This is a genomic window from sulfur-oxidizing endosymbiont of Gigantopelta aegis (assembly GCF_016097415.1).
Taxonomy (GTDB): domain Bacteria; phylum Pseudomonadota; class Gammaproteobacteria; order GRL18; family GRL18; genus GRL18.
Map to the genome: position 1 here is coordinate 1,049,682 of NZ_JAEHGE010000001.1, position 20,840 is coordinate 1,070,521.

Genomic DNA, 20,840 nt, shown 5'->3' on the forward strand with positions numbered 1-20,840 from the left:
TCGTGAGCCAAGCCGATCAACATTGCGACCACTGTCATTTACCGCTACCTGAGGGTGAAGATATCAGCGCTACCATCAACAATCAAAAAATGCACTTTTGTTGTTATGGTTGTAAAACCGTTTGTGAAACCATATATGGTGCCGGTATGGATGGCTTCTATCAGCGCCTTTCCTATCAGCAGGATATCGATGGCGACATTTTAAAACCCCCTCCAGAAATTAATTCAGAATTAGAAGTCTATGATCTCGATGAAGTGCAAGGTGAATTTGTTGATGCGCTAGGAGACATCCGTGAAATCCATCTGCTGGTTGAAGGTATTCATTGTGCTGCCTGTGTTTGGTTGATAGAACGCAGCCTGGATAATGCCACGGGTGTTATTCAGGGAAATGTTAATTTAAGTGCCAAAAAACTGCATTTAAAATGGGATAACCGAGAAACAAAACTCTCCGCTATCTTACACACACTGGGTCAGATAGGTTATGCCGCAGTGCCCTTTGATCCAGAAGCTGCTGAAGGTCAGATAAAAAAACACAATCGACAACTTTTATTTCGTCTGGGTTTCGCTGGCTTTGCCGCCATGAATCTGATGTGGATATCCATCGCACTTTATACCGGGGCGGATGAAGGACAATTTAAAGAGCTTTTCTATTGGCTGGGTCTTGGCTTGGCTACCCCCACACTTATCTATTCTGGCTATCCCTTTTATCGTGGTGCGATTACGGGCTTGATCAACCGTCACCTGACCATGGACTTACCCATCGCTATTGGTGCCACGATCACCTATTTGTATTCTTGTTATGTGGTTATTATTGGTTCTGAAATTGCTCACGTTTACTTTGATACCGTGGTGAATTTTATTTTTGTTATCCTCACCGGACGTTACTTAGAAGCGATGTCGAAGCGACTAGCGGTACAATCTACTCAACGCTTACTGGACTTGCAGCCGAAAATATCAACCTTGATTATAGGTGATGAAACTAAAATTGTACCTGTGAGAGCCTTACAAAAAGGTGATAAGGTTTTAGTGAAAGCCGGTGAAAAAATTCCTGTCGATGGTGTCATTATCAAAGGTGAAAGTGTCGTTGATGAATCGATGCTGACCGGTGAATTTGTACCCATGGCAAAATTTATCGGCGATAGCGTTTCAGCCGGGACAACAAATAAAGAAGGTGTGCTAACGGTAGAAGTAAGCCGAACATTAAAAAATACCGCCTTGGGAAAAATCATTCACCTTGTCGATGAAGCACAGGCAACCAAAGCACCTATTCAATGTACCGCTGATCGCGTTATTCCTTGGTTTGTGTCCATCACCCTGATTTTAGCAACCGTCACTTTCCTTTTTTGGCTGACAGTCGATTTTGAATTAGCCTTAATGGCCGCCACCTCGGTGCTTATTATTACCTGTCCCTGCGCTTTTGGTTTAGCAACACCGATGGCCATTGCCGTGGCAACCGGTGTCGGTGCTCGCATGGGCGTGTTGGTCAAACACGGTGCAGTATTAGAAATTTTATCGTCCATCAAGCATTTTGTTTTTGATAAAACGGGTACCTTAACGCAAGGAAAAATGCTGGTCAGCACTTTGTTTTATGCCGCTTTAGAACAAGATGAGCAACCGATATTAAGAAAAATTGAACCGGATGAACAATTACTGGAAAGACTCAGCAAGAAAGAAAAGCAACTATTAAGCTTGGCGAGTTATCTGGAAAGTCACTCTGAACACATGATTGCTAAAGCCATTGTGAATTTTGCTCAGTGTTATTCGCTAACACGAAATGAACTCAATAATTCAGCTGAACTTGAACACATTAAAGTGACTTCTGGCTCAGGCATTTCAGCGTCCTATCAAGGAAAAAAGCTAGCCATAGGTTCACTGCTTTGGATACGTCAAATGGCGGGTGATTTGGCTGTTTGGCCACAATTGGAAGCACAGGTACAGGAATATCAATTAAGCGGTAGTACGGTGATTTATGCTTGGCTGGAAAATGAATCTATTTGCGCCTATGTGGTCGAAGATAAAGTACGTGACAATGCTGTCGATATTGTTGCGCAAATGAAAGCACAAAATTTTGCTGTAACCTTGCTCAGCGGTGACAAGCAGGAAGTCGCAGACTACATGGCAAACAAACTCGGAATCGATGAAGTTATCGCCGAAGTGATGCCTGATGAAAAAGACCAAGTCATCCAGCAAAAACAACAGCAGGGGCATTTAATTGCCATGGTGGGTGATGGTATCAATGATGCACCAGCATTAGTGAGAGCAGATGTGGGTATTGCTATGGGCTCTGGTACCGATGTATCAATCGACAGTGCAGATATAATCCTGGTCAATGGCGAATTAGAAAAAATTCCTTTGGCAGCAGAGCTATCACGTGCAACATTAAAAACGATCAAGCAAAATATCGGTATCTCAATTGTTTACAATATCATTATGGTACCTCTGGCAATGGCTGCCATGATCACCCCATTGGTTGCGGCAGTTGCAATGCCTCTGAGTTCATTATTAGTCATCGGCAATGCAGCACGATTGCGTTGGCGTTTTAAAAATAGGTAAAGGGTAAAACAAAGTGGAAGTAATATACGGCTTAATCCCCAGCATGATTATTATTGGCATTGTCTTAGTAGTGATCCTCTTTTGGGCCATTAAATCAGGCCAGTTTGACGATCTTGAGGGTGATGCCCATCGTATCCTGATGGATGAAGATTTGACCCCGATGAAAAAGAAGACTGATAAGCAGCCTACAGAGCAGTCAGAAACGGATAATAAAAAAAATTCTGAGACATAACGAAGCGTGTTTGTTCTATCATTAGCCCAAGTGTCACGGGGATAGCGTATGGGATTATTCTTTATAAGATTGTGCTTATGTGATTATTATTACTGAAAAATAAATTCAAAATGACTATTATTTAAGTATTAATCTAAAATAAATAGTGGAAGAAATGGGTAATACTCTCTGGTTTATTACAATTTTAAAGGAAAAACCATGGCTAGGCTTCTTAATTGGCTTATGCTTTATGGCTGCTATGTTTTTGTCAAAAAATTTGATTGTTTATTTGTATTCACGCAATCAGGAAAAGAAAGAAAAATTAAAGTAGGATAAATTAACAAGCGAAAAGCTGACAAAAATAAAGAAAACAACTATTATGAATTATATATATTGAATCATTAGGCTGAATGATTCTAGATTAAAATCTATGTTAGAATATCATGATTCAATTATCTTTAACTGATATTTTATTTTTTATCGCTCAAATAAGGGTTCACAAGGAGTCTCGTATGAGAAAAATCACGACATTAATTTTAGGTTCATCACTATTAATTGCATCTGTTTCTGTATCAGCGTTTAACTTTGGTAATGGCAACGGTAACGGCGGCAATGGTTGGAATAATGGCTGGGGTGGTAATAATACACCTTGGAACTGGAATAGCGGTAATGGTGGTAATAGCGCACCTTGGAACTCATCGTTTGGCCCATGGAATAATGGCAATAGAGGTGGAAACAACTGGGGTGGTAATAATGCACCTTGGAATTGGGGCAATGGTAATAATGGTTGGGGCAACAATAGCTGGGGTGGTAACAATGCACCTTGGAACTGGGGCAACAACAATAATAATAACTATAATAGACCCTATAATGGTGGCGGTTATGGTAATCCTTACGGCAATCCTTATGGCGCTGGCTATGGTAACCCTTATGGTGCACCACAATACCAACAAGCAGCACCCGTACAAAATGATTTACCCATTGAAGTAGAAGTCAGACAGGTACCTGCCCAATAAGTCATTATTGAGTACTTATTCAGCAGACATAAAAAGGGCGCTTATATCACTATAAGCGCCCTTTTTACGATTGTTACCCTCTGTTAAAATGCATCAAACATTAAACATTAAACATTAAACATTAAATATTACTTAGGCAACCATGGAGCTTCTAAGCTTTTTCATGGCATTGTTTTCCAACTGTCTAACGCGCTCAGCGGAAATTTCATACTTACCTGCCAGTTCTTGTAAGGTTTGCTTATCATCGCTCAACCAGCGTTGAGAAACGATATCACGGCTACGATCATCCAATGTTGATAAAGCAGAGTGCAGTGCTTGAGACTGATTTTTCTTGGTACTGGAAGTAACCAATGCTTGCTCAGGTGTTGGCTCAGCAGATTCCAGATAATTCGCTGGAATGACTGGTGCATTATCATTGTCTTCTTCATCATAACCATCAAAGGCATTATCCTGATAGGTTAGACGGGCTTCCATTTGTAAGACATCTTTAGTGGTCACACCGAGCTCGCGAGCTACAGTATGGACTTCTTCATCAGAAAACCAGCCAAGACGCTTTTTCTTGCGACGTAGGTTAAAGAACAATTTGCGTTGCGCTTTGGTAGTGGCGATTTTAACAATACGCCAGTTACGTAGAATATATTCGTGAATTTCAGCTTTAATCCAATGCACAGCAAAGGAGACTAAGCGGACTTTCTTATCGGGATCGAAGCGTTTAACCGCTTTCATTAAGCCGATATTACCTTCCTGAATCAAATCACCCTGAGGCAGGCCATAGCCACGATAACCACGAGCAATATGCACAACAAAACGTAAATGAGACATAATCATACGTTGTGCAGAGTTAAGATCGCCATCTTCTTTAACACGTTCTGCCAGAGAGGATTCTTCTTCAGCGGTAAGCATAGGGATCGAGTTGGCAGCGCTAATATAGCTTTCAAGACTGCCTGTTGGAACCGCCAATGATATTGCTAAAGATTTACTTGTCATGTCATTATTCCTTTTTATGGGCTTAAATTCTCAATTATTTACCATAATTTACATTCTATTTACAACTGTGTAGTCATAACTACAATCATGCTCAATCTAATTATAAACAGATTTTAGCACTCATTACAATAGAGTGCTAATTGCCAATAAAGTTCAATTAAATAATTTATTATATTAGCAAAAGATGATTTTCTTTATATAAAGTGTTAAGGAGGATAGCAGAATTGTTTAACCAAGTAAAACACTAAGGTATTATTTTTAAAAAAATTACTTAGCGTTTTACTTAGGTTCGATTTCTTTAAGATGCTTGCCTACAGCTAGTCTTGCGCCAAACAGCCCCAATAAACAGCCTGAAGCTATTAATGACAGGCTAGTATTGATGCCCATGAGTCCAAGTGAAAACAGCTCACTCTCATAGAGAGATGACAGGTGAGTGAGGGGATCATTAATGATAATCAGGGACAGATTAACCAATAAAATGGCAATAATGCTACCCAACAATCCATACCAGAAACCGGTATATAAAAATGGGCGGCGGATAAAGCTATTGGTTGCCCCAATCAGCTTCATGACCACAATTTCACTGCGGCGGTTTTCAATGGCCAAGCGAATCGTATTGCCCACGATGAGCAAAACCGCCAAGGCCAGCAAACTGCCGATAATTAAAATGCCACGCTGACCAATGTGCAAAATAGCATAGAGTCGCTGTAGCCACTGAATATCTAATTGCACTAAATCGACTTGTTTGATTTGCTTTAAACGTGTCAGCAATTGGTTGATCTGTTCTGGATCATTGTGTGTCATGCTGGGGTTAACGATGAGTAAATCAGGTAGTGGATTGTTTTTTAATGCTTTTAAGGCATTGCCAAAACCAGAGTTTTGTTGAAATTCTGCTAAAGCCGCCTCACGATTAATGTGTTGCACTTGAGCAATTTCGGGGTAGGCATTCAATTCTTTTTGGATCTGCTGTAGTTTTTTCTCAGACGTGCCTTTTTTCATAAACAGAGAAATTTGATTAATGCTATTAATATCGCCGGATAACTGACTGGCATGATCCAAAATCACATATAAACCTGCGGGCAGTGCTAATGCGATCCCTAAGGCAGAGGCGGTGAGCAGGGTGGCAAAAGGCGCACGGCTTAATAAGCCCAGGGAATAAAAAAACACCTGTAAATGGCGAATAAAAAATTCTTTAAAGCGTGATGAAAGTTTGGGCTTCAATTGGCGTAATTGCACCGAACTGGTGGTTTCACTGCCGTGTTTATCAATCATTGCTCTACCCCGCTAACGGCGGTATCTAAGAGCTTGCCATGACTCAATTTAACAATGCGTTTATTGAGTTGGTTGATCAGTGGAATATCGTGGGTGGCAATAAAAACAGTGACCCCGACCTGATTAAAGGCCATAAATAAGTCCATGATCTCACGGGATAAATCGGGATCTAAGTTACCTGTTGGTTCATCTGCCAGTAATAAGGCTGGCTTGTTTACGACCGCACGGGCAATGCTGACCCGTTGCTGTTCACCACCTGAGAGGGTAATAGGGTATTTTTTTTCGAAGCGTAATAAGCCGACTTTATCCAGGGCAGCATGGACGCGACGTTTGACCTCACGAGAGGAAAAGCCGCTGATAATCAGGGGGAGGGCGACATTATCAAAGACCGTGCGGTCGTTTAATAATTGATAGTCCTGAAAAATAATGCCCATATTGCGGCGTAAATAAGGAATGGTATGACGGCTGACTTTATTGAGGTTCTTGCCGCCAATAATGACATTGCCACTAGAGGCGCGTTCAATGAGCGCTATGAGTTTTAGCAGGGTACTTTTTCCCGCACCGGAATGGCCAGTAAGAAAGGCCATTTCACCCGCCTGCAGATGAAAATTCACCTGGCTGAGTGCTTCATTGCCCCCTCGATAACGCTTGCTGACTTGATCAAACAAAATCATAGAAAAACCATTTTTTATTATTATTTTTTAAAACGTTTATTATGAAATAATTATATTGCTACTCACCATCCCGACTTAATAAGGCACTGACAAACTCTTTGCCATTAAAAGGCCGCAAGTCATCAATACTTTCACCAACGCCAATAAAACGAATGGGAATTGACAGTTTTTTCGCAATAGCAAAGATAATACCACCTTTTGCCGTACCATCTAGCTTAGTGACGGTAATACCGCTTAAGCCCACGGTTTTATTAAACTGTTCAGCTTGAGTTAAGGCATTTTGTCCTGTGCCGGCATCTACGACCAGCATCACCTCATGAGGTGCGCTAGCATCTAATTTTGTCATAACGCGCTTGACCTTGGCGAGTTCATCCATCAAATTGGTTTGTGTATGCAAGCGTCCGGCAGTGTCAGCAATGACAATATCAATCTGGCGCGCCTTGCCCGCTTCAATGGCATCATAAATAACTGAGGCTGAGTCAGCTCCGGTATGCTGGGCAATTACTGCAATATCGTTACGTTCACCCCAGACTTGCAGTTGTTCTACGGCTGCAGCACGGAAGGTATCACCGGCTGCCAACATGACCGAATGCCCTTCATTTTGAAATTTTTTCGCCAGCTTACCAATGGTGGTGGTTTTGCCTGCACCATTGATGCCTACCATCAGAATCACGAAGGGTTTTTTGCTGGTATCAATCACAAAGGGTACATCAACTGGCGCTAATAGCGCATTCATATCTTCTTCAAGTGCGACAAAAAGTGAATCGGCATCAGATAATTGCTTGCGGGAAATACGTGCGGTCAGACTGTCGATAATCGACATACTGGCTTCAACACCCATATCGGAAACCAATAATTGTGTCTCGATTTCTTCGAGCAAATCATCATTAATTTCTTTTTTACCCAGAATAGCACTACTAATGCCATCAGTAATGGAACTACGGGTTTTGCTCAGGCGTTGTTTGAGACGGCCAAAGAGGCCTTTTTTGGTTTGTTCTGGCGGTTGTTCAGTCGTGATGATGCTAGCGTTGGTTTTTGAACTCAAATCATCAGCAACAACAGTCTCCGTGGAACTGTTTTCTTTCTTGGAGGTCTCTTTATTACGCTTTATAAAACTAAACATGGTGTGATGGTACTTTTATAATTGTTGGGGCGGCTCAAACCTGCTTTACACTTTAAAGTAGGATGTGGTGAGGAACGAACCGCATCAATGGCTTTAAACATAAGTTCTTGATGCGGTTCGTTGCACTCACCACATCCTACATCGATAAAGATAAATGGCTTTATTTGAGCTATCCCTAATGGTTGATGGTCGTTATTGATAGATAATTTATGTTAATATTCTGAAGCCAGTAATAAAACATTGCTTATACCCATGATACTTGAAAATGCAGACTTCGTTCTTTTAACTAAAAGCCTCAATCATGTAGTACTTATACAATCAATCGGCTCTTAGTCAAAATGCCTCGCTGCATTTCCAAGTATAATGGGTATATAAAATACTGACGCTTAATGTAATTAGTGGACATTAACGTAAAATAGCCTCATATTATCCTAGATTTTATGCGAGTATAGCAATATTTTTAATGGCTATAGTCATAGTATTTCACATATTCAATGAAATATCAGAGCAATACCTAAGAAAGCCTTAAGAAACACCCCAGTAATACTGAAACAAAGTAAACAATAGTTAGAACAATTTAGGAAGAGAACGTTTTAATGATAGAAAATAACCTGTTTAAGTCGGATTTCAAGTCAGTGTTAAAAACATTGGCTAATCGTGCTAATAAAAAAACTTTAGGCGTATTGGTGCTAATCAGCCTAAGTCAAACGCTATATGCGACGAGTGATATGCCATCCAATAAAGCCGGGCAAATGACTGCTGTGAGTGAAACAACACTTGATAATGGTCTAAAAATCATTGTTAAACCCGATCACCGTGCCCCCGTAGTCATTTCACAAGTCTGGTACAAAGTGGGCTCCAGTTACGAAACAGCAGGCACTACCGGTGTGTCTCATGTGCTGGAACACATGATGTTCAAAGGCACTGAAAAACACCCTGCCGGTGTATTTAATAAAATTATTTCGCGCAATGGCGGTGAAGACAATGCCTTTACCTCCAAAGATTACACCGCCTATTATCAAAAACTGGAAAAAAGTCGTTTAAAAGTCAGTTTTGAACTCGAAGCCGATAGAATGCGTGGCTTATTATTGCCTCAGGATGAATTTGCCAAAGAAGTCATGGTGGTCATGGAAGAACGTCGCTGGCGTACTGAAGATAAGCCGCAATCACTGACGTATGAACAGTTTTATGCCACCGCCTTTGATAATAGCGGTTATCACAATCCCACCATTGGTTGGATGGATGACTTGCAAAACATGACGGTAGCAGATTTAAACACCTGGTATCAACGCTATTATGCACCCAATAATGCCACCGTCGTAGTCGTGGGTGATGTGCAACCCGAGGCTGTTTTTAAACTGGCTGAGAAATACTTTGGTGATTTAAACCCCTTTGATATTACCAAGCTTAAGCCCAGAACTGAACGCCAGCAAAAGGGCACTAAACGCATTGAAATGAAGCTTGAAGCCAAACTGCCTTATTTGCTAATGGGCTATAAAGTGCCGGTGATTAATACCGCCAGTGAAAAATGGGAACCTTATGCCTTGGACTTATTAGCAGGCATTCTTGATGGCGGTGACAGCTCACGCTTGAGCAAAAGCTTGGTGCGTGGCAGTAAAATAGCAACCTCAGCAGGCGCAGGCTATTCTTTGGATTCACGGGTACAAACGCTATTTTTATTGGATGGCATACCAGCCAAAGACATAACAACTGCACAATTAGAAAAAGCCTTATTGGATGAGTTGGAAGTTATCAAAACAACGCTTATTTCCGACCAAGAACTCAATCGTGTTAAAGCACAGGTCATTTCATCCGCAGTGTATGAACAGGATTCCATGTTTTACCAGGGCATGAAAATCGGTATCGCAGAAACCGTGGGCATTGGCTGGAAAAAAGACAGCGAATATGTGCAACATATACAGGCGGTCACAGCAGAGCAAATTCAGCAAGTAGCGAACAAATATCTCGTACCAGAAACACTCACCGTTGCTATCCTGACCCCTATTAAAAAACAGGATAAGAAAAGTACAGAAACAAAGCTAATCGGACAGGTGAATTAGAATGCAAATAGTAAAAAAATTAAGCCTATGCTGTGTTTTGGTCAGTCTTATGAGTGTTTCCACACTACAGGCCAATGAGACAAAAGAAGAGACAAAAGAGTTAAAAGAGAATACTGAAAATGCTCAGCAACGGGTCAAAGTGGGCAAAATAACCCAGTGGAGCACGCAAAATGGCATGAAGGTGCTATATCAACAAGCCGATAGCTTGCCCATGATTGATTTTCGTCTTATTTTTGATGCGGGTGCAGCCCGTGATGGCAGTTTTAAATCCGCTGACGGCGAAGTACTGGCGGGACTGGCCAAGCTGACCAATGGTCTTATCTTTGAAGGCACAGATAAACTCTCAGCCAATGATATCGCCGAGCAATTTGCCTCTTTAGGGGTAGAATATGGCAATGGCAGCTATCGTGATATGGCCATCGTGAACCTCCGCACTCTGAGCTATGAAAAGCAGCGTAATCAGGCACTGGATTTATTGACTGACATTCTGGCCAATACTGTTTTTCCAGAAGAAGCATTGCAACGTGAAAGCGCCAGAATGTTAGTAGCATTAGATTATGCCGATCAGACACCATCGAAAAAAGCCTCACGTTATTTTTATCAATCATTATATAAAACGCACCCGTATGGCACGCCACCGGATGGTACGCGTGACAGTTTAAAAGCGATTCAACGCAGTGATCTACAGGCCTACTATAAGCAGTTTTATGTTGCTAAAAATGTCGTGTTGGCAATTGTCGGTGATTTAACGGAAGCACAGGCGAAATCCTATGCAGAGCAAATTTCCCAGGCCATGCCAGCGGGAGAAAAAGTCGCTGCATTACCCTCAGCGGAACAAAATGAGAAGGCAATGGTGATCAGAGAAAATCACCCTTCTACACAAACCACCGTGTTAATGGGACAGCCTATTCTTAAACGCGGTGATGAGGATTATTATGCCCTGTATGTAGGCAATCATATTCTCGGTGGCAGTGGCTTTAATGCCCGCCTGATGAAAGAATTGCGTGTTAAACGTGGCCTGACCTATAGCATTGGTAGCTATTTGGTCGCCATGCATGCCCAGGGGCCGTATCAGTTTAGCTTCACCACTAAGCAAAGCTCGACCGAAGAAGCCATTCAACTGGTGGCTGAGAATTTACAACAATTTATTACCGATGGCCCCAGTGAAGAGGAACTTAAAGATGCCAAACTGAATATTACCGGCAGTTTTCCATTGAAACTGGCGAGTAATAAAAGCATTGTCGAAACCCTCGCTGTGATTGGTTTTTATGATTTACCGCTGGATTATATGGACAATTATAATGCCCATATTGAAGCCGTGACTCTGGCGCAAATTAAATCGGCTTATAAGCGTCGTGTCCATCCGAACAAAATGGTGACTGTCATTGTTGGCCCGGATGTTGAAAATTCTAAGATTGAAGACTCTAAGACTAGTGGGCATGAGCAGGCGAAGAAGGATGCAGGGCTTGAAGCGAGCAAAGGCTAAGTCTGGTCAAAGTAACCAACTACGTATCATTGGTGGTCAGTGGCGCGGACGCAAACTCAATTTTGCCGATGGCGAAGGTTTACGACCCACGATGGATCGGGTGCGTGAAACCCTGTTTAACTGGCTACAGGCCGATATCGTAGGCGCACGTTGTCTGGATCTCTTTAGTGGCAGTGGTGCGCTGGGCTTAGAAGCTTTGTCCCGATATGCGGCTGAAGTGGTGATGATTGATAAAAATCCTCAGGCCATTCAAATGATCCGACAAAACCTTGCACTCTTGCAGGTTGAAAATGCTCAGTTAATACAGACTGACGCGAAAGCTTATTTGCAAAGCCATAGTTTGCAAAAGCAGGCCTTAGCCAGTGAGAAAACCTTCGATATTGTTTTTCTCGATCCCCCCTTCAATCAGCATTTAGTCCCAGTCTTTTGTGGACTATTACAACAGTCTCAATGCCTGTCAGATAAGGCCTTGATTTACATTGAAGTTGAAAAAAATACGCCATTACCACCATTACCAAATGGCTGGACAGTGCTAAAAGAAAAAAAAACCGGACAACTCGCATATTTTCTGATCAATGTGCATAAGAAGTGAGCATTAAGTGATTAAGGTCACTGGTATATTAGTGTTTTTATGTGTACAATTCGTACCACTAATTAAATAGTTAATAAAATACTAATGATGGGTGGTCTGTAATATGTATCTTGATGTCAGTGATGAAGAAATAAAGAAAGCGAAAGTTCCCCACGATATCTTTTTAATCAATTTAATTGGCAATCACATTCTGACCTTTGTCGCGACTTTAGGTTTGGCGACTAGTTGGGCTTGGCCGATGCTAATTGTGCCTATTGCATCTTTTATCCTCTTGGGCTACATCATTAAAAAAGGCATTGATTCCCGTAAAAATGAATCCTGGTACGTGATGTGCCATTGGCAAATTGCCATCAAGCGCAGTGTCTTTTTTATCAAAATGATTTTGGCCATCAGTGTAGTGGCATTAATCGGACTTTATGGCTACACTAACCTTGGCTGGATGAAAGAAGCCGTCTTTGCCTTAATTGGCGGGGTGTGCATTTTACCCATTATGGTAACAACCTTGGTGCTTATTCTCATGGAATCGGACGCCTTGCATCAGGCCGCAGAAGGTAAATTACCCGATAATATGATTGACTTGTATCCTAATCCTGACGCCAAAATTATAGACAAGGATATAGAGCCAGTAACAGAGAAAAAATAATGGTTAATGCAGTTTATCCTGGCACTTTTGATCCCATTACCAATGGCCATATTGACCTGGTTAAGCGTGCGACAAAAATGTTTGACCATGTCATCATTGCCGTGGCGAGCAACCCCAGTAAACAGCCCTTGTTTGATATGCAAGAGCGGGTGCGTATCGCCACGGAGGTACTGGCTGATTTAGACAATGTGTCGGTGGTTGGTTTTGACAATTTATTGGTTGAGTTTACTCAGGAACATAATGCCAGTGTTATTCTACGAGGCCTGAGAGCTGTTTCGGATTTTGAATATGAGTTTCAATTGGCAGGCATGAATCGCAGTTTGGCACCGGATATTGAAACCATTTTTTTAACCACGGCTGAACAATACGCATATTTATCATCGAGTCTGGTGAAAGAAGTGGCAAGATTAGGTGGCAACATAACAAAATTTGTTCCACCGCAAGTAATAGCTGAAATTGAACAAAAATTAAGTTAGAATTACCAGTTATTTAGATTATTATTGTATTCTAAGCAATAGGCTTAGAAACAAACCAAGTTTTAGACTATTTTCGGAGGCTACCAATGGCATTGTATATCACTGATGAATGCATTAACTGTGATGTGTGTGAACCTGAATGTCCTAATGAAGCGATTTTCATGGGTGAAGAGATTTATGAAATTAACCACGATCTCTGCACAGAATGTGTTGGTCACTATGATGAGCCACAATGTGTTGAAGTCTGTCCCGTAGACTGTATCCCCAAAGATCCAGATCACGTTGAAAATGAAGACGAATTAATGGTCAAATACAAAAAATTAACCGGCGAATAGTCATCTAGCGCATCAGACTGTCATCGGCCACCAAAGCCCCTTATTGCCAAGTGATTAATAACTTGCCATAAGGGGTTTTTTTTTGCTATTTTTTTACCTATGCTGTAATGAGCGCTATAAAAAAGCCTATTATTTTAGAATCATTAAGAGACTTACGAAACGAATGATGACACGAACTGTATTGTTACTCTATTGCCTGTTGAGTTTATCGGCACAAGCCCAGCCTCTTCCACAGGAGGCACAACAAACACCACCCCAAGCTGCCATAGCAACCGCACATCCTCTAGCGACTCAGGCAGGTAAAGACATCCTCTTATACGGCGGCAATGCCTTTGATGCAGCAGTTGCCATTACGGCTGTTTTAGCCGTTGTTGAACCCTATAGCTCAGGCTTGGGTGGTGGTGGCTTCTGGCTGATTCATGATCAAAAAAAGAACAAAACCACCATGATCGATGGCCGAGAAATGGCACCGGGGCAAGCCCATAGGGATATGTATCTGGATGATAGGGGTGAATACATCGCCAATAGCTCAGTCAATGGTCCCTTGGCCGCAGGCATTCCCGGCACCGTCGCGGCAATGGCACATCTAGCAAAAAACTATGGTGTACTGCCCCTGAAACAAGTCCTGCAAACAGCCATTCAAATTGCTGAAGCAGGCTTTCCCGTCACAGAGCATTACCGAAAAATGGTCGGTTTCCGCCTCGAAGTCTTGCAACAATATGAAGCCTCAGCAAAGATATTCCTGCACAATAACGAAGTGCCTGAACTCGGCTATTTAATCGTGCAAAAAGATTTGGCACAAACCTTAAAACGTATTGCAGAAAAGGGCGGCAATGAATTTTATCAAGGGCTGACAGCCTTTAAAATGGTCAACTCAGTACAGGCCAGCCAAGGCATCTGGCAAATGGCAGATTTAAAAAATTACACCATTAAAGAACGTGAACCAATTCAGTTTCAATACCGTGATATGACCATCACCTCAGTGCCACCGCCTTCATCAGGCGGCATTGCGCTCGCCACCATTTTACAAATTTTACAAAATTTTGATTTAAAATCCTTGAATGACAGCCAGCAAACCCACTTGATAGTCGAAGCCATGCGCCGTGCCTACCGTGACCGGGCAGAATTTCTTGGTGATAGTGATTTTGTCGATGTGCCAGTTAAACGCCTGAGCCATCCCTGGTATGCCGATGGCCTACGGGAAAGTATTCGCTTAGACAAAGCCTTCCCCAGTGCCGATTTACCCGATATTAGCTCACCGAAAAAAGCCATAGCGACCACAAGCAGTACGCAGCAAACAGAAGGTCAGGACACCACTCATTTTTCCGTACTGGACACCCAGGGCAACCGAGTTTCAGCCACCATGAGTATTAACTATCCCTTTGGCTCAGGCTTTACCGCCAATGGCACAGGAGTACTCTTAAACGATGAAATGGATGACTTTTCCGCACGACCGGGCACACCGAATGTTTATGGCTTAGTTGGTGCAGAGGCAAATGCCGTTGCCCCAGGCAAACGCCCCCTATCCAGCATGAGCCCCACCTTTGTAAGCACCCAAGATAGCATTGCCTTATTAGGTACTCCCGGAGGCAGTCGTATTATTACCATGGTTTTACTGGGTATTTTAGAATTGGAAAAAGGCGGCACAGTGACTGATTGGGTGACACGCCCACGCTTTCACCACCAATACCTACCGGATAAAATCTTTTATGAAGCCAATGCTCTGAGTGAGGATACCCAGGCAGAATTGCAACTCATGGGGCATCAACTTCAGCAACAAGACTCAGCCTATGGCAATATGCAAGCCATTAGTTGGAACAAGGAAACAGGTGTTGTGCAAGCCGCATCCGATCCCAGAGTAGAGGGACAGTCTTTGGTCTTTGATGTGCCTGAGCTAACGTCTAAAATAATGCCGGAACTCACACCTGAAATAGCACCTGAAATAGCACCTGAACCTGAGCAAACAGAATAATTTTATGCATCAAAGGCTGAGCATTTTAACCCTCTTGTTTGCTGGTGTTCTATTGGCTTCAGGCTGTGCTGAAAAAAAGACTGATGAAGCACAGATTTTGGCTCAGATCGCCGTCCTACAAGCAGCCATAGAAAACCATGACCGTGGTGAATTTATGGACGTGGTTGATGAGCAATACCAAGATCAACGAGGCAATAGCCATAAATCCCTACAACGTATGCTGATGGGCTTCTTTTTCCGTTACAAAGACATTTCAGTCTATGTCTCTGCCAATCAGGTCGAACTACAATCCATTCGAGCCGATGTCCAGTCACAAGTCATCATCACCGGCGGAAAAAATATCATCCCTGACAACGCCCGTCACTATGCAGTACATAGTTGCTGGAAAAAAGTCTCTGATGAATGGCGACTCAGTTGCCTGGAATGGCAATAAACTTGTATGCTTAACTTCCCCCTTCTGAAGAAGGGGGACTGAGGGGCTTGCATCTTTTGACTTTACATTTCCCCCCCCCCCCCGAAAAAGCCAAAAAAAAAGCCCTACTGTTTCCAGAGGGGCTTCAAGAGTTTTGCTAAACCTACACTACACATTAAAAGTGCAAATCGCTAAATGGTTAATGCTAAGGTGCTTTAAGTTCAATGAGTAAGGAGGCCATTGTCTCTAAACACTCTGCAAGTAACACATTAAACAATATGGAGAGTATGTATATTGTTCAATATTACTTATATTAAAGCAGTTTCTGTGCCAACTTTTAGATTGAAAATAAATAGTGTTTTATAATATAGGTTTAAGAATGGTTGGCATGATTTGTAAGTATTGGAAAATCAGACGATATGTCGCTACTAATGCGATATTTCATACCAAGTGAGAATAAGTCATACGAAATGACGATGTTTGATGGAAATTTTTTTAATGTAAAATTAATTTTATAGTTTTGGCGGTTATTTGGCGTGGATTTGTCGTGCTTTGTAAATAAAGTGGTGTTTTGGCGCGAATAGACAATCGATTGGTGATAAAAGCCAAGCAAAATTAGTTTGGTGTTGTATAATGGGTGCAAATGAAAAGATTTATTAATTGGAGTTGCTTGGTTTTATCTGGAATCGTGGTTTTTGAGAGAGATGCTAAGATTTTATGTAATTTAACAGGCCTCGTTAACCACTTGTTATGTTTCAAAATCCCGCCAGTCATCCCAATCTGAAAACTTGCTTTAAAACTGCTATAGTGATTACTAATCCACAGTATATTTCAAGAGATTAATATGGAAATACAAGAACTTACGGTATCAGAACGTATTATCTTAGCTGAAAAGCTATGGAATAGCGTTCTTAATGATGAATCTGAAATGAAATTAACGGAAAATCAAGAAATTGAGCTTGACAGGCGTCTTGATGCATTTGCGAGTGACAATGATTTTGGTTCACCTTGGTCAGAAGTTAAAGAACAGCAAAACTCGGTGAAGTAACTTATTCTTATGAATTAAGCTGAAAACAGCATTTTTTGTTTGCCTGATGCTTTTTAAAATTTTTTTTGTTCTTTCTTTCTAAATAGCAGGCACGGGAGATGCTGCGTTTAATCGACGCATTTTCCCTAAAATAGGTTTATTTTCTTATTTTTACAGGTCTCATCTCCTCATAATCGTCTCTGTACAATAAAAAATCCATTAAATGTTCCCAGGAGTCCATCACAAAAAAGGTAATAACCCCTCTGAACTTTTCCCACATTAATTTTTTAGAGCCAAACTTTTTACGACAAGCTTGATAAGCCCCATCGGTTAATTCAAAAATTTGATGGAAATAAAAAGCCAGCAAGGTTAACAGATACATATTAAAGCTCAGGTGCTTCTTCCCATGACCATAATTATGCTCAATGTGATAGCTATTAGGCGACAATTAACTTGTCCGGTCGGCGACAACTAGCTTGGCCGGTTTGATACACTCCAGACACATTAATCGAGAAGGATTTTTATGTCTGGAAAATCAATTACCCAAGAACAGGTCAAGTTATACATGTCACATCGAAAACAACCGAATCACACTCAAGCTTCATCAGCAGCCAAAGCAGGATTTTCAGAAAGATCAGCGCGACGCATTGATACAGGTAAGCACCCCGGCGGCACCACACAGCCCAGACAGTACAAAACTCGAAAAGATCCCTTAAATGGTGCTTTTGAACAACATTTAGTGCCCTTACTTGAGATTGAGCCCAAACTACAGCCCATTACCTTATTAGAAGCACTGGAAGAGCTAGAACCCGGTCAATTTGACAACACTCACCTAAGAACACTGCAACGCCGAGTCAAACGCTGGCGTGCTCAGGAAGGACCGGAGCAAGAAGTTATTTTTCAACAAAAACACATTGCCGGTGATATGGGTATTTCAGATTACACCTGGGCTAATGAGCTTAAAATCACGATTGACGGAGAAGAGTTTAAACACAAACTTTATCACTACCGATTGGTTTATAGTGGCTGGACTTATGTTCAAGTTGTCTTAGGTGGAGAGAGCTTTGAATCTCTTTCTTCAGGCTTACAAATGCGCTATGGCAATCAGGCGGTGTCCCTGTAAGCCACCGAACCGATAGCCTAAGTGCTGCATTTAACAATCATTATGAACAAGAAAAGCTGACCGAGCGTTATGAAAAATTATGTCAATACTATGGTATAAAAGCCACTCGAAACAATAAAGGCATTGCCCATGAAAATGGAGCCATTGAATCCCCTAATGGTCATTTAAAACGCCGAATCGAACAAAAGCTACTCCTTCGTGGCAGTCGAGATTTTACCGCCTTATTGGATTATGAAGCCTTTATTGATGACATCGTTCGCCAAATAAACATACGCTGTAAAACACGATTTAATGAAGAAAAAGCACACTTAAAACCGCTTCCCAGCCGCCGCACCAATGGCTTTAGTGAGCTCTATGTTAAAGTCACCACAAGGAGTACCATTTCAGTTAAACGAGTCACTTATACCGTACCCTCCCGATTGATTGGTACCACGTTATTGATCCATATTTATGATCAACATTTAGATTGTTTCTATGGTCATGAATTGACCTTAAGTTTAAAGCGTATTTATGCACACCGCCATATCCGTTCGCGTTCAATCAATTATAAACATATCATTCACTCGTTAGCCAAAAGCCCAATGCCTTTAAATCATCGGCTTACCGAGATGATATTGTCCCAGAAGGTGATTTCACCCTGATTTGGGAAAATCTCAAACAAACGGGCATTCATGATGATGATTGCCGTTATATGGTGAGCTTGCTGTCCATTGCCGATGCCTATGATTGTGAAGCAGCGCTGGGTCGTTTTGTCTTAGCCTCGTTAGAAGCCGGCAGTCGAGTTTCCATCAAAGCGTGCCGTGACTTTTTGCGCCCATGTCGGTTGATAGACCTCAGTACACCAGTCAGCAACATGACTTATCGACCTACAATGTATTACTGGGGAATTAATATGGCCAATGCACAAAGTTTACCGTTTTTACTCAAAGAATTACGTTTAACGACCATGGTCAAACAATGGCAGCAGGTTTCACAAAAAGCCATTGAATTAGATTGGGAGCCTGAATTATTTTTAGCCCATTTATGTGAATTAGAAACCAGTTACCGGCATGACAATAAATTAAAGCGCTTATTAAGAGAAAGCAAACTACCCATTGGTAAACAGTTATCACAGTATGACTTTAATGAAATAACCGGTGTGACAGCCCAACAGCTCAAACAAAAATCACTCAGTTAAACTGGCTCAGGCAAGGACATAATCTGCTTTTATTTGGTGCCAGTGGTCTGGGGAAAACGCATTTAGCCGCCGCTATTGGTTACGCACTCATCGAGCAATCAGTGCGGGTTAAATTCATGAGCAGCACTTCATTGGTGCAAATGCTTCAAAAGGCAAAAGAAGCGTTATCTCTGGAATTTGAACTGAAAAAGCTGGATAAATATGAGTTACTTATTCTTGATGATATTGGCTATGTCAAAAAACCAATAGTGAAAGCCAGGTACTATTTGAATTAATTGCGCACCGATATGAACGCAATAGCTTGCTCATTACCTCAAACCAGGCTTTCAGTGAATGGGATAGTATCTTCACTGACAATATGATGACAGTGGCTGCCATTGACCGACTCATTCATCATGCGTCTATTTATCAAATTGAAGGCGACAGTTATCGTAGAAAACAAGCGATGAAAGGCTTAGATTAAGTAACTTCTCAATAAGTCTGTGCATTTAAACAGCACAAACTTTACCTTTCAGCAACTCAGGCAGATATGGGATCAAATTTCTCTTGCTGATCCGGTCATTAATAAAATCCCAGAATGAAATTCCTTGTTTCAAACAAGTTTTCTTTAAACTGACAAAGGTATCTCTGCAAAGTTGCCCATCCTTTGAGCGTGTACTACCACTAATTTTACGCTTAATAACATATTCTCGAATATCATTTTCACTCAAATTATTATGAAGAGGAATATCAGGCCGTTCCAATACCAGCAGTAATTCTGTTTTATTTCTTGCCAATCGTTTCAGTGCCTGATTCAACGTTTCAAAGCTTGTTTTAGTCCGGCACAATTCATCAAAATGTTCAGCAATCGCTGACTTCAACGGATCATCTGGCTCAAGTTTATATTGTTTGAGATCATAAAATAGTTCCCAAATCTGAGTATGTACCCAGTTCAGTTCTTTATCATGTCGCTCATTGAGTGGTAGTATCCGCTGAAACACTCTGTCTGCATGTATCCAACATAATGCGTGCAACAAAATATCAAATTGTCCTGCATCATCACTCACAATCACCAAATCACTTGGAAAGCCACTGTTAATTAATGCCCCCAGTAAAGCGCCTTCTGTGGCAATGCGAACATGCCGTTGTGTTATGATACTATTGTTCTGCAGATAGTATTTCCAGGCTTCTTCATTATCAAAGCAAGTCTGATGACTTTGTTCAATAACGCTCAATGGCTTGTGAGGTAATTTTTCTGCTCTCATATAATCAAGTGCTGCATCGTTGAGCGTATAATCAACAGCAGCACCTCGTAACAATTGTAGAAAATTAATCCGGCTCTTATATCGAGTACTTGAAAACCAGGCAAAGGTTTCATTGCCAACGTGAGTACAATAACCATTCTTTCCATCATGACGACTACCCGTATCATCAACATGGATATAAGTACTATTGTTGATACCGGCAGTTAGCAATGTATTTTTTCAGTATGAAAATGGTCTTTGTCATGGATTAAAATCTCATTGATCTGACCCGTTGAAATATCAAAACCTAATTCTGTTAATTGTTGTATTATCAATGGCTGAGTCACTCTCTGGTGATAATATTGATAAACGATATAACTCTGTAATGTATGGCCAAAATGTCCTATATGTGTATCAAAGCTCAATTTTCCTATACAGGTATCACCATCGGGTGTTTTATAGCGAGCCAATCGATAACG

Annotated in this window: 20 protein-coding genes and 2 pseudogenes; 15 read left to right on the forward strand and 7 right to left on the reverse strand. The window is 41.4% G+C overall.

Translation table 11 applies throughout. The features are described 5' to 3' along the window. Positions 1–2 precede the first annotated feature (2 nt). The 4 genes from JEU79_RS05470 to JEU79_RS05485 all read left to right on the forward strand — a co-directional run bounded on the left by JEU79_RS05470 (position 3) and on the right by JEU79_RS05485 (position 3,779). Positions 3–2,552, forward strand: coding sequence for a heavy metal translocating P-type ATPase (locus JEU79_RS05470; protein ID WP_246540021.1), 2,550 nt, complete (start codon positions 3–5; stop codon positions 2,550–2,552). Between the two features lie 13 nt (positions 2,553–2,565). Further along, the gene (gene ccoS, locus JEU79_RS05475) at positions 2,566–2,784 is read left to right on the forward strand and encodes a cbb3-type cytochrome oxidase assembly protein CcoS (RefSeq protein WP_198263299.1); all 219 of its coding nucleotides are present in this window, start codon (positions 2,566–2,568) and stop codon (positions 2,782–2,784) included. A 145-nt stretch (positions 2,785–2,929) separates the two neighbouring features. Further along, entirely contained in the window at positions 2,930–3,094 is a 165-nt protein-coding gene (locus tag JEU79_RS05480) for a hypothetical protein (protein WP_198263300.1), read from the forward strand. A 181-nt stretch (positions 3,095–3,275) separates the two neighbouring features. Beyond that, on the forward strand, positions 3,276–3,779 hold the full coding sequence (locus JEU79_RS05485; protein WP_198263301.1) for a hypothetical protein: 504 nt from the start codon (positions 3,276–3,278) through the stop codon (positions 3,777–3,779). A 132-nt stretch (positions 3,780–3,911) separates the two neighbouring features. Here the strand turns inward: JEU79_RS05485 and rpoH are convergent, their stop codons facing one another. The 4 genes from rpoH to ftsY form a co-directional block, all read right to left on the reverse strand. Further along, positions 3,912–4,766: an RNA polymerase sigma factor RpoH gene (rpoH, locus tag JEU79_RS05490; RefSeq protein WP_198263302.1), complete on the reverse strand. Its 855-nt coding sequence runs from the start codon at positions 4,764–4,766 to the stop codon at positions 3,912–3,914. Between the two features lie 279 nt (positions 4,767–5,045). Then, entirely contained in the window at positions 5,046–6,038 is a 993-nt protein-coding gene (gene ftsX / locus JEU79_RS05495; RefSeq protein WP_198263303.1) for a permease-like cell division protein FtsX, read from the reverse strand. Further along, positions 6,035–6,712: a cell division ATP-binding protein FtsE gene (ftsE, locus tag JEU79_RS05500; protein WP_198263304.1), complete on the reverse strand. Its 678-nt coding sequence runs from the start codon at positions 6,710–6,712 to the stop codon at positions 6,035–6,037. The genes ftsX and ftsE overlap by 4 nt, the downstream gene beginning before the upstream one ends. Positions 6,713–6,770: 58 nt before the next feature. Beyond that, positions 6,771–7,835: a signal recognition particle-docking protein FtsY gene (gene ftsY, locus JEU79_RS05505; RefSeq protein ID WP_198263305.1), complete on the reverse strand. Its 1,065-nt coding sequence runs from the start codon at positions 7,833–7,835 to the stop codon at positions 6,771–6,773. Positions 7,836–8,431: 596 nt separating this feature from the next. Here ftsY and JEU79_RS05510 point away from each other — a divergent pair. From JEU79_RS05510 to JEU79_RS05550, 9 genes are all read left to right on the forward strand, one after another. Beyond that, a complete protein-coding gene (locus JEU79_RS05510; RefSeq protein WP_246540023.1) occupies positions 8,432–9,895 on the forward strand; it encodes a M16 family metallopeptidase in 1,464 nt (487 codons plus the stop codon). 49 nt (positions 9,896–9,944) lie between these two features. Continuing rightward, complete coding sequence (locus tag JEU79_RS05515; protein WP_198263306.1) at positions 9,945–11,381, forward strand: M16 family metallopeptidase; 1,437 nt, start codon at positions 9,945–9,947, stop codon at positions 11,379–11,381. Next, positions 11,353–11,973, forward strand: a complete 621-nt coding sequence (gene rsmD / locus JEU79_RS05520; protein WP_246540025.1) for a 16S rRNA (guanine(966)-N(2))-methyltransferase RsmD — start codon at positions 11,353–11,355, stop codon at positions 11,971–11,973. The genes JEU79_RS05515 and rsmD overlap by 29 nt, the downstream gene beginning before the upstream one ends. 103 nt (positions 11,974–12,076) lie before the next feature. Continuing rightward, the gene (locus JEU79_RS05525) at positions 12,077–12,616 is read left to right on the forward strand and encodes a hypothetical protein (protein WP_198263308.1); all 540 of its coding nucleotides are present in this window, start codon (positions 12,077–12,079) and stop codon (positions 12,614–12,616) included. Beyond that, the gene (coaD, locus tag JEU79_RS05530) at positions 12,613–13,092 is read left to right on the forward strand and encodes a pantetheine-phosphate adenylyltransferase (protein WP_198265874.1); all 480 of its coding nucleotides are present in this window, start codon (positions 12,613–12,615) and stop codon (positions 13,090–13,092) included. Before JEU79_RS05525 ends, coaD begins: the two co-directional genes overlap by 4 nt. A gap of 86 nt (positions 13,093–13,178) precedes the next feature. Then, entirely contained in the window at positions 13,179–13,427 is a 249-nt protein-coding gene (locus JEU79_RS05535; RefSeq protein ID WP_198263309.1) for a YfhL family 4Fe-4S dicluster ferredoxin, read from the forward strand. A 163-nt stretch (positions 13,428–13,590) separates the two neighbouring features. Next, positions 13,591–15,399, forward strand: coding sequence for a gamma-glutamyltransferase (gene ggt / locus JEU79_RS05540; RefSeq protein WP_198263310.1), 1,809 nt, complete (start codon positions 13,591–13,593; stop codon positions 15,397–15,399). 52 nt (positions 15,400–15,451) lie between these two features. Further along, positions 15,452–15,832, forward strand: a complete 381-nt coding sequence (locus JEU79_RS05545; protein WP_214660508.1) for a hypothetical protein — start codon at positions 15,452–15,454, stop codon at positions 15,830–15,832. A gap of 823 nt (positions 15,833–16,655) precedes the next feature. Next, complete coding sequence (locus JEU79_RS05550) at positions 16,656–16,859, forward strand: addiction module protein (protein ID WP_198263312.1); 204 nt, start codon at positions 16,656–16,658, stop codon at positions 16,857–16,859. A gap of 136 nt (positions 16,860–16,995) precedes the next feature. Here the strand turns inward: JEU79_RS05550 and JEU79_RS05555 are convergent, their stop codons facing one another. Next, a complete protein-coding gene (locus tag JEU79_RS05555; RefSeq protein ID WP_198263313.1) occupies positions 16,996–17,286 on the reverse strand; it encodes a hypothetical protein in 291 nt (96 codons plus the stop codon). Positions 17,287–17,361: 75 nt separating this feature from the next. On the opposite strand from JEU79_RS05555, the pseudogene istA reads away from it, so the two are divergent. Next, positions 17,362–18,852 (forward strand): annotated as a pseudogene (gene istA, locus JEU79_RS05560) (IS21 family transposase). Position 18,853: 1 nt separating this feature from the next. Then, positions 18,854–19,601 (forward strand): annotated as a pseudogene (istB, locus tag JEU79_RS05565) (IS21-like element helper ATPase IstB). Between the two features lie 25 nt (positions 19,602–19,626). On the opposite strand, the gene JEU79_RS05570 reads toward istB, so the two are convergent. Next, positions 19,627–20,592 (reverse strand): IS66 family transposase, encoded by a 966-nt coding sequence (locus tag JEU79_RS05570; RefSeq protein ID WP_198262524.1) that lies wholly within the window; start codon positions 20,590–20,592, stop codon positions 19,627–19,629. Continuing rightward, a complete protein-coding gene (locus JEU79_RS05575) occupies positions 20,586–20,831 on the reverse strand; it encodes a hypothetical protein (RefSeq protein WP_198263038.1) in 246 nt (81 codons plus the stop codon). The genes JEU79_RS05570 and JEU79_RS05575 overlap by 7 nt, the downstream gene beginning before the upstream one ends. Between the last annotated feature and the right edge of the window lie 9 nt (positions 20,832–20,840).

Coding starts and splice junctions, on each gene's coding strand:
- ggt (WP_198263310.1), top strand. CDS start 13,591: ATGATGACACGAACTGTATTGTTACTCTATTGCCTGTTGAGTTTATCG.
- JEU79_RS05525 (WP_198263308.1), top strand. CDS start 12,077: ATGTATCTTGATGTCAGTGATGAAGAAATAAAGAAAGCGAAAGTTCCC.
- JEU79_RS05485 (WP_198263301.1), top strand. CDS start 3,276: ATGAGAAAAATCACGACATTAATTTTAGGTTCATCACTATTAATTGCA.
- rsmD (WP_246540025.1), top strand. CDS start 11,353: ATGCAGGGCTTGAAGCGAGCAAAGGCTAAGTCTGGTCAAAGTAACCAA.
- ftsX (WP_198263303.1), bottom strand. CDS start 6,038: ATGATTGATAAACACGGCAGTGAAACCACCAGTTCGGTGCAATTACGC.
- ftsY (WP_198263305.1), bottom strand. CDS start 7,835: ATGTTTAGTTTTATAAAGCGTAATAAAGAGACCTCCAAGAAAGAAAAC.
- JEU79_RS05510 (WP_246540023.1), top strand. CDS start 8,432: ATGATAGAAAATAACCTGTTTAAGTCGGATTTCAAGTCAGTGTTAAAA.
- ftsE (WP_198263304.1), bottom strand. CDS start 6,712: ATGATTTTGTTTGATCAAGTCAGCAAGCGTTATCGAGGGGGCAATGAA.
- JEU79_RS05550 (WP_198263312.1), top strand. CDS start 16,656: ATGGAAATACAAGAACTTACGGTATCAGAACGTATTATCTTAGCTGAA.
- rpoH (WP_198263302.1), bottom strand. CDS start 4,766: ATGACAAGTAAATCTTTAGCAATATCATTGGCGGTTCCAACAGGCAGT.
- JEU79_RS05535 (WP_198263309.1), top strand. CDS start 13,179: ATGGCATTGTATATCACTGATGAATGCATTAACTGTGATGTGTGTGAA.
- JEU79_RS05515 (WP_198263306.1), top strand. CDS start 9,945: ATGAGTGTTTCCACACTACAGGCCAATGAGACAAAAGAAGAGACAAAA.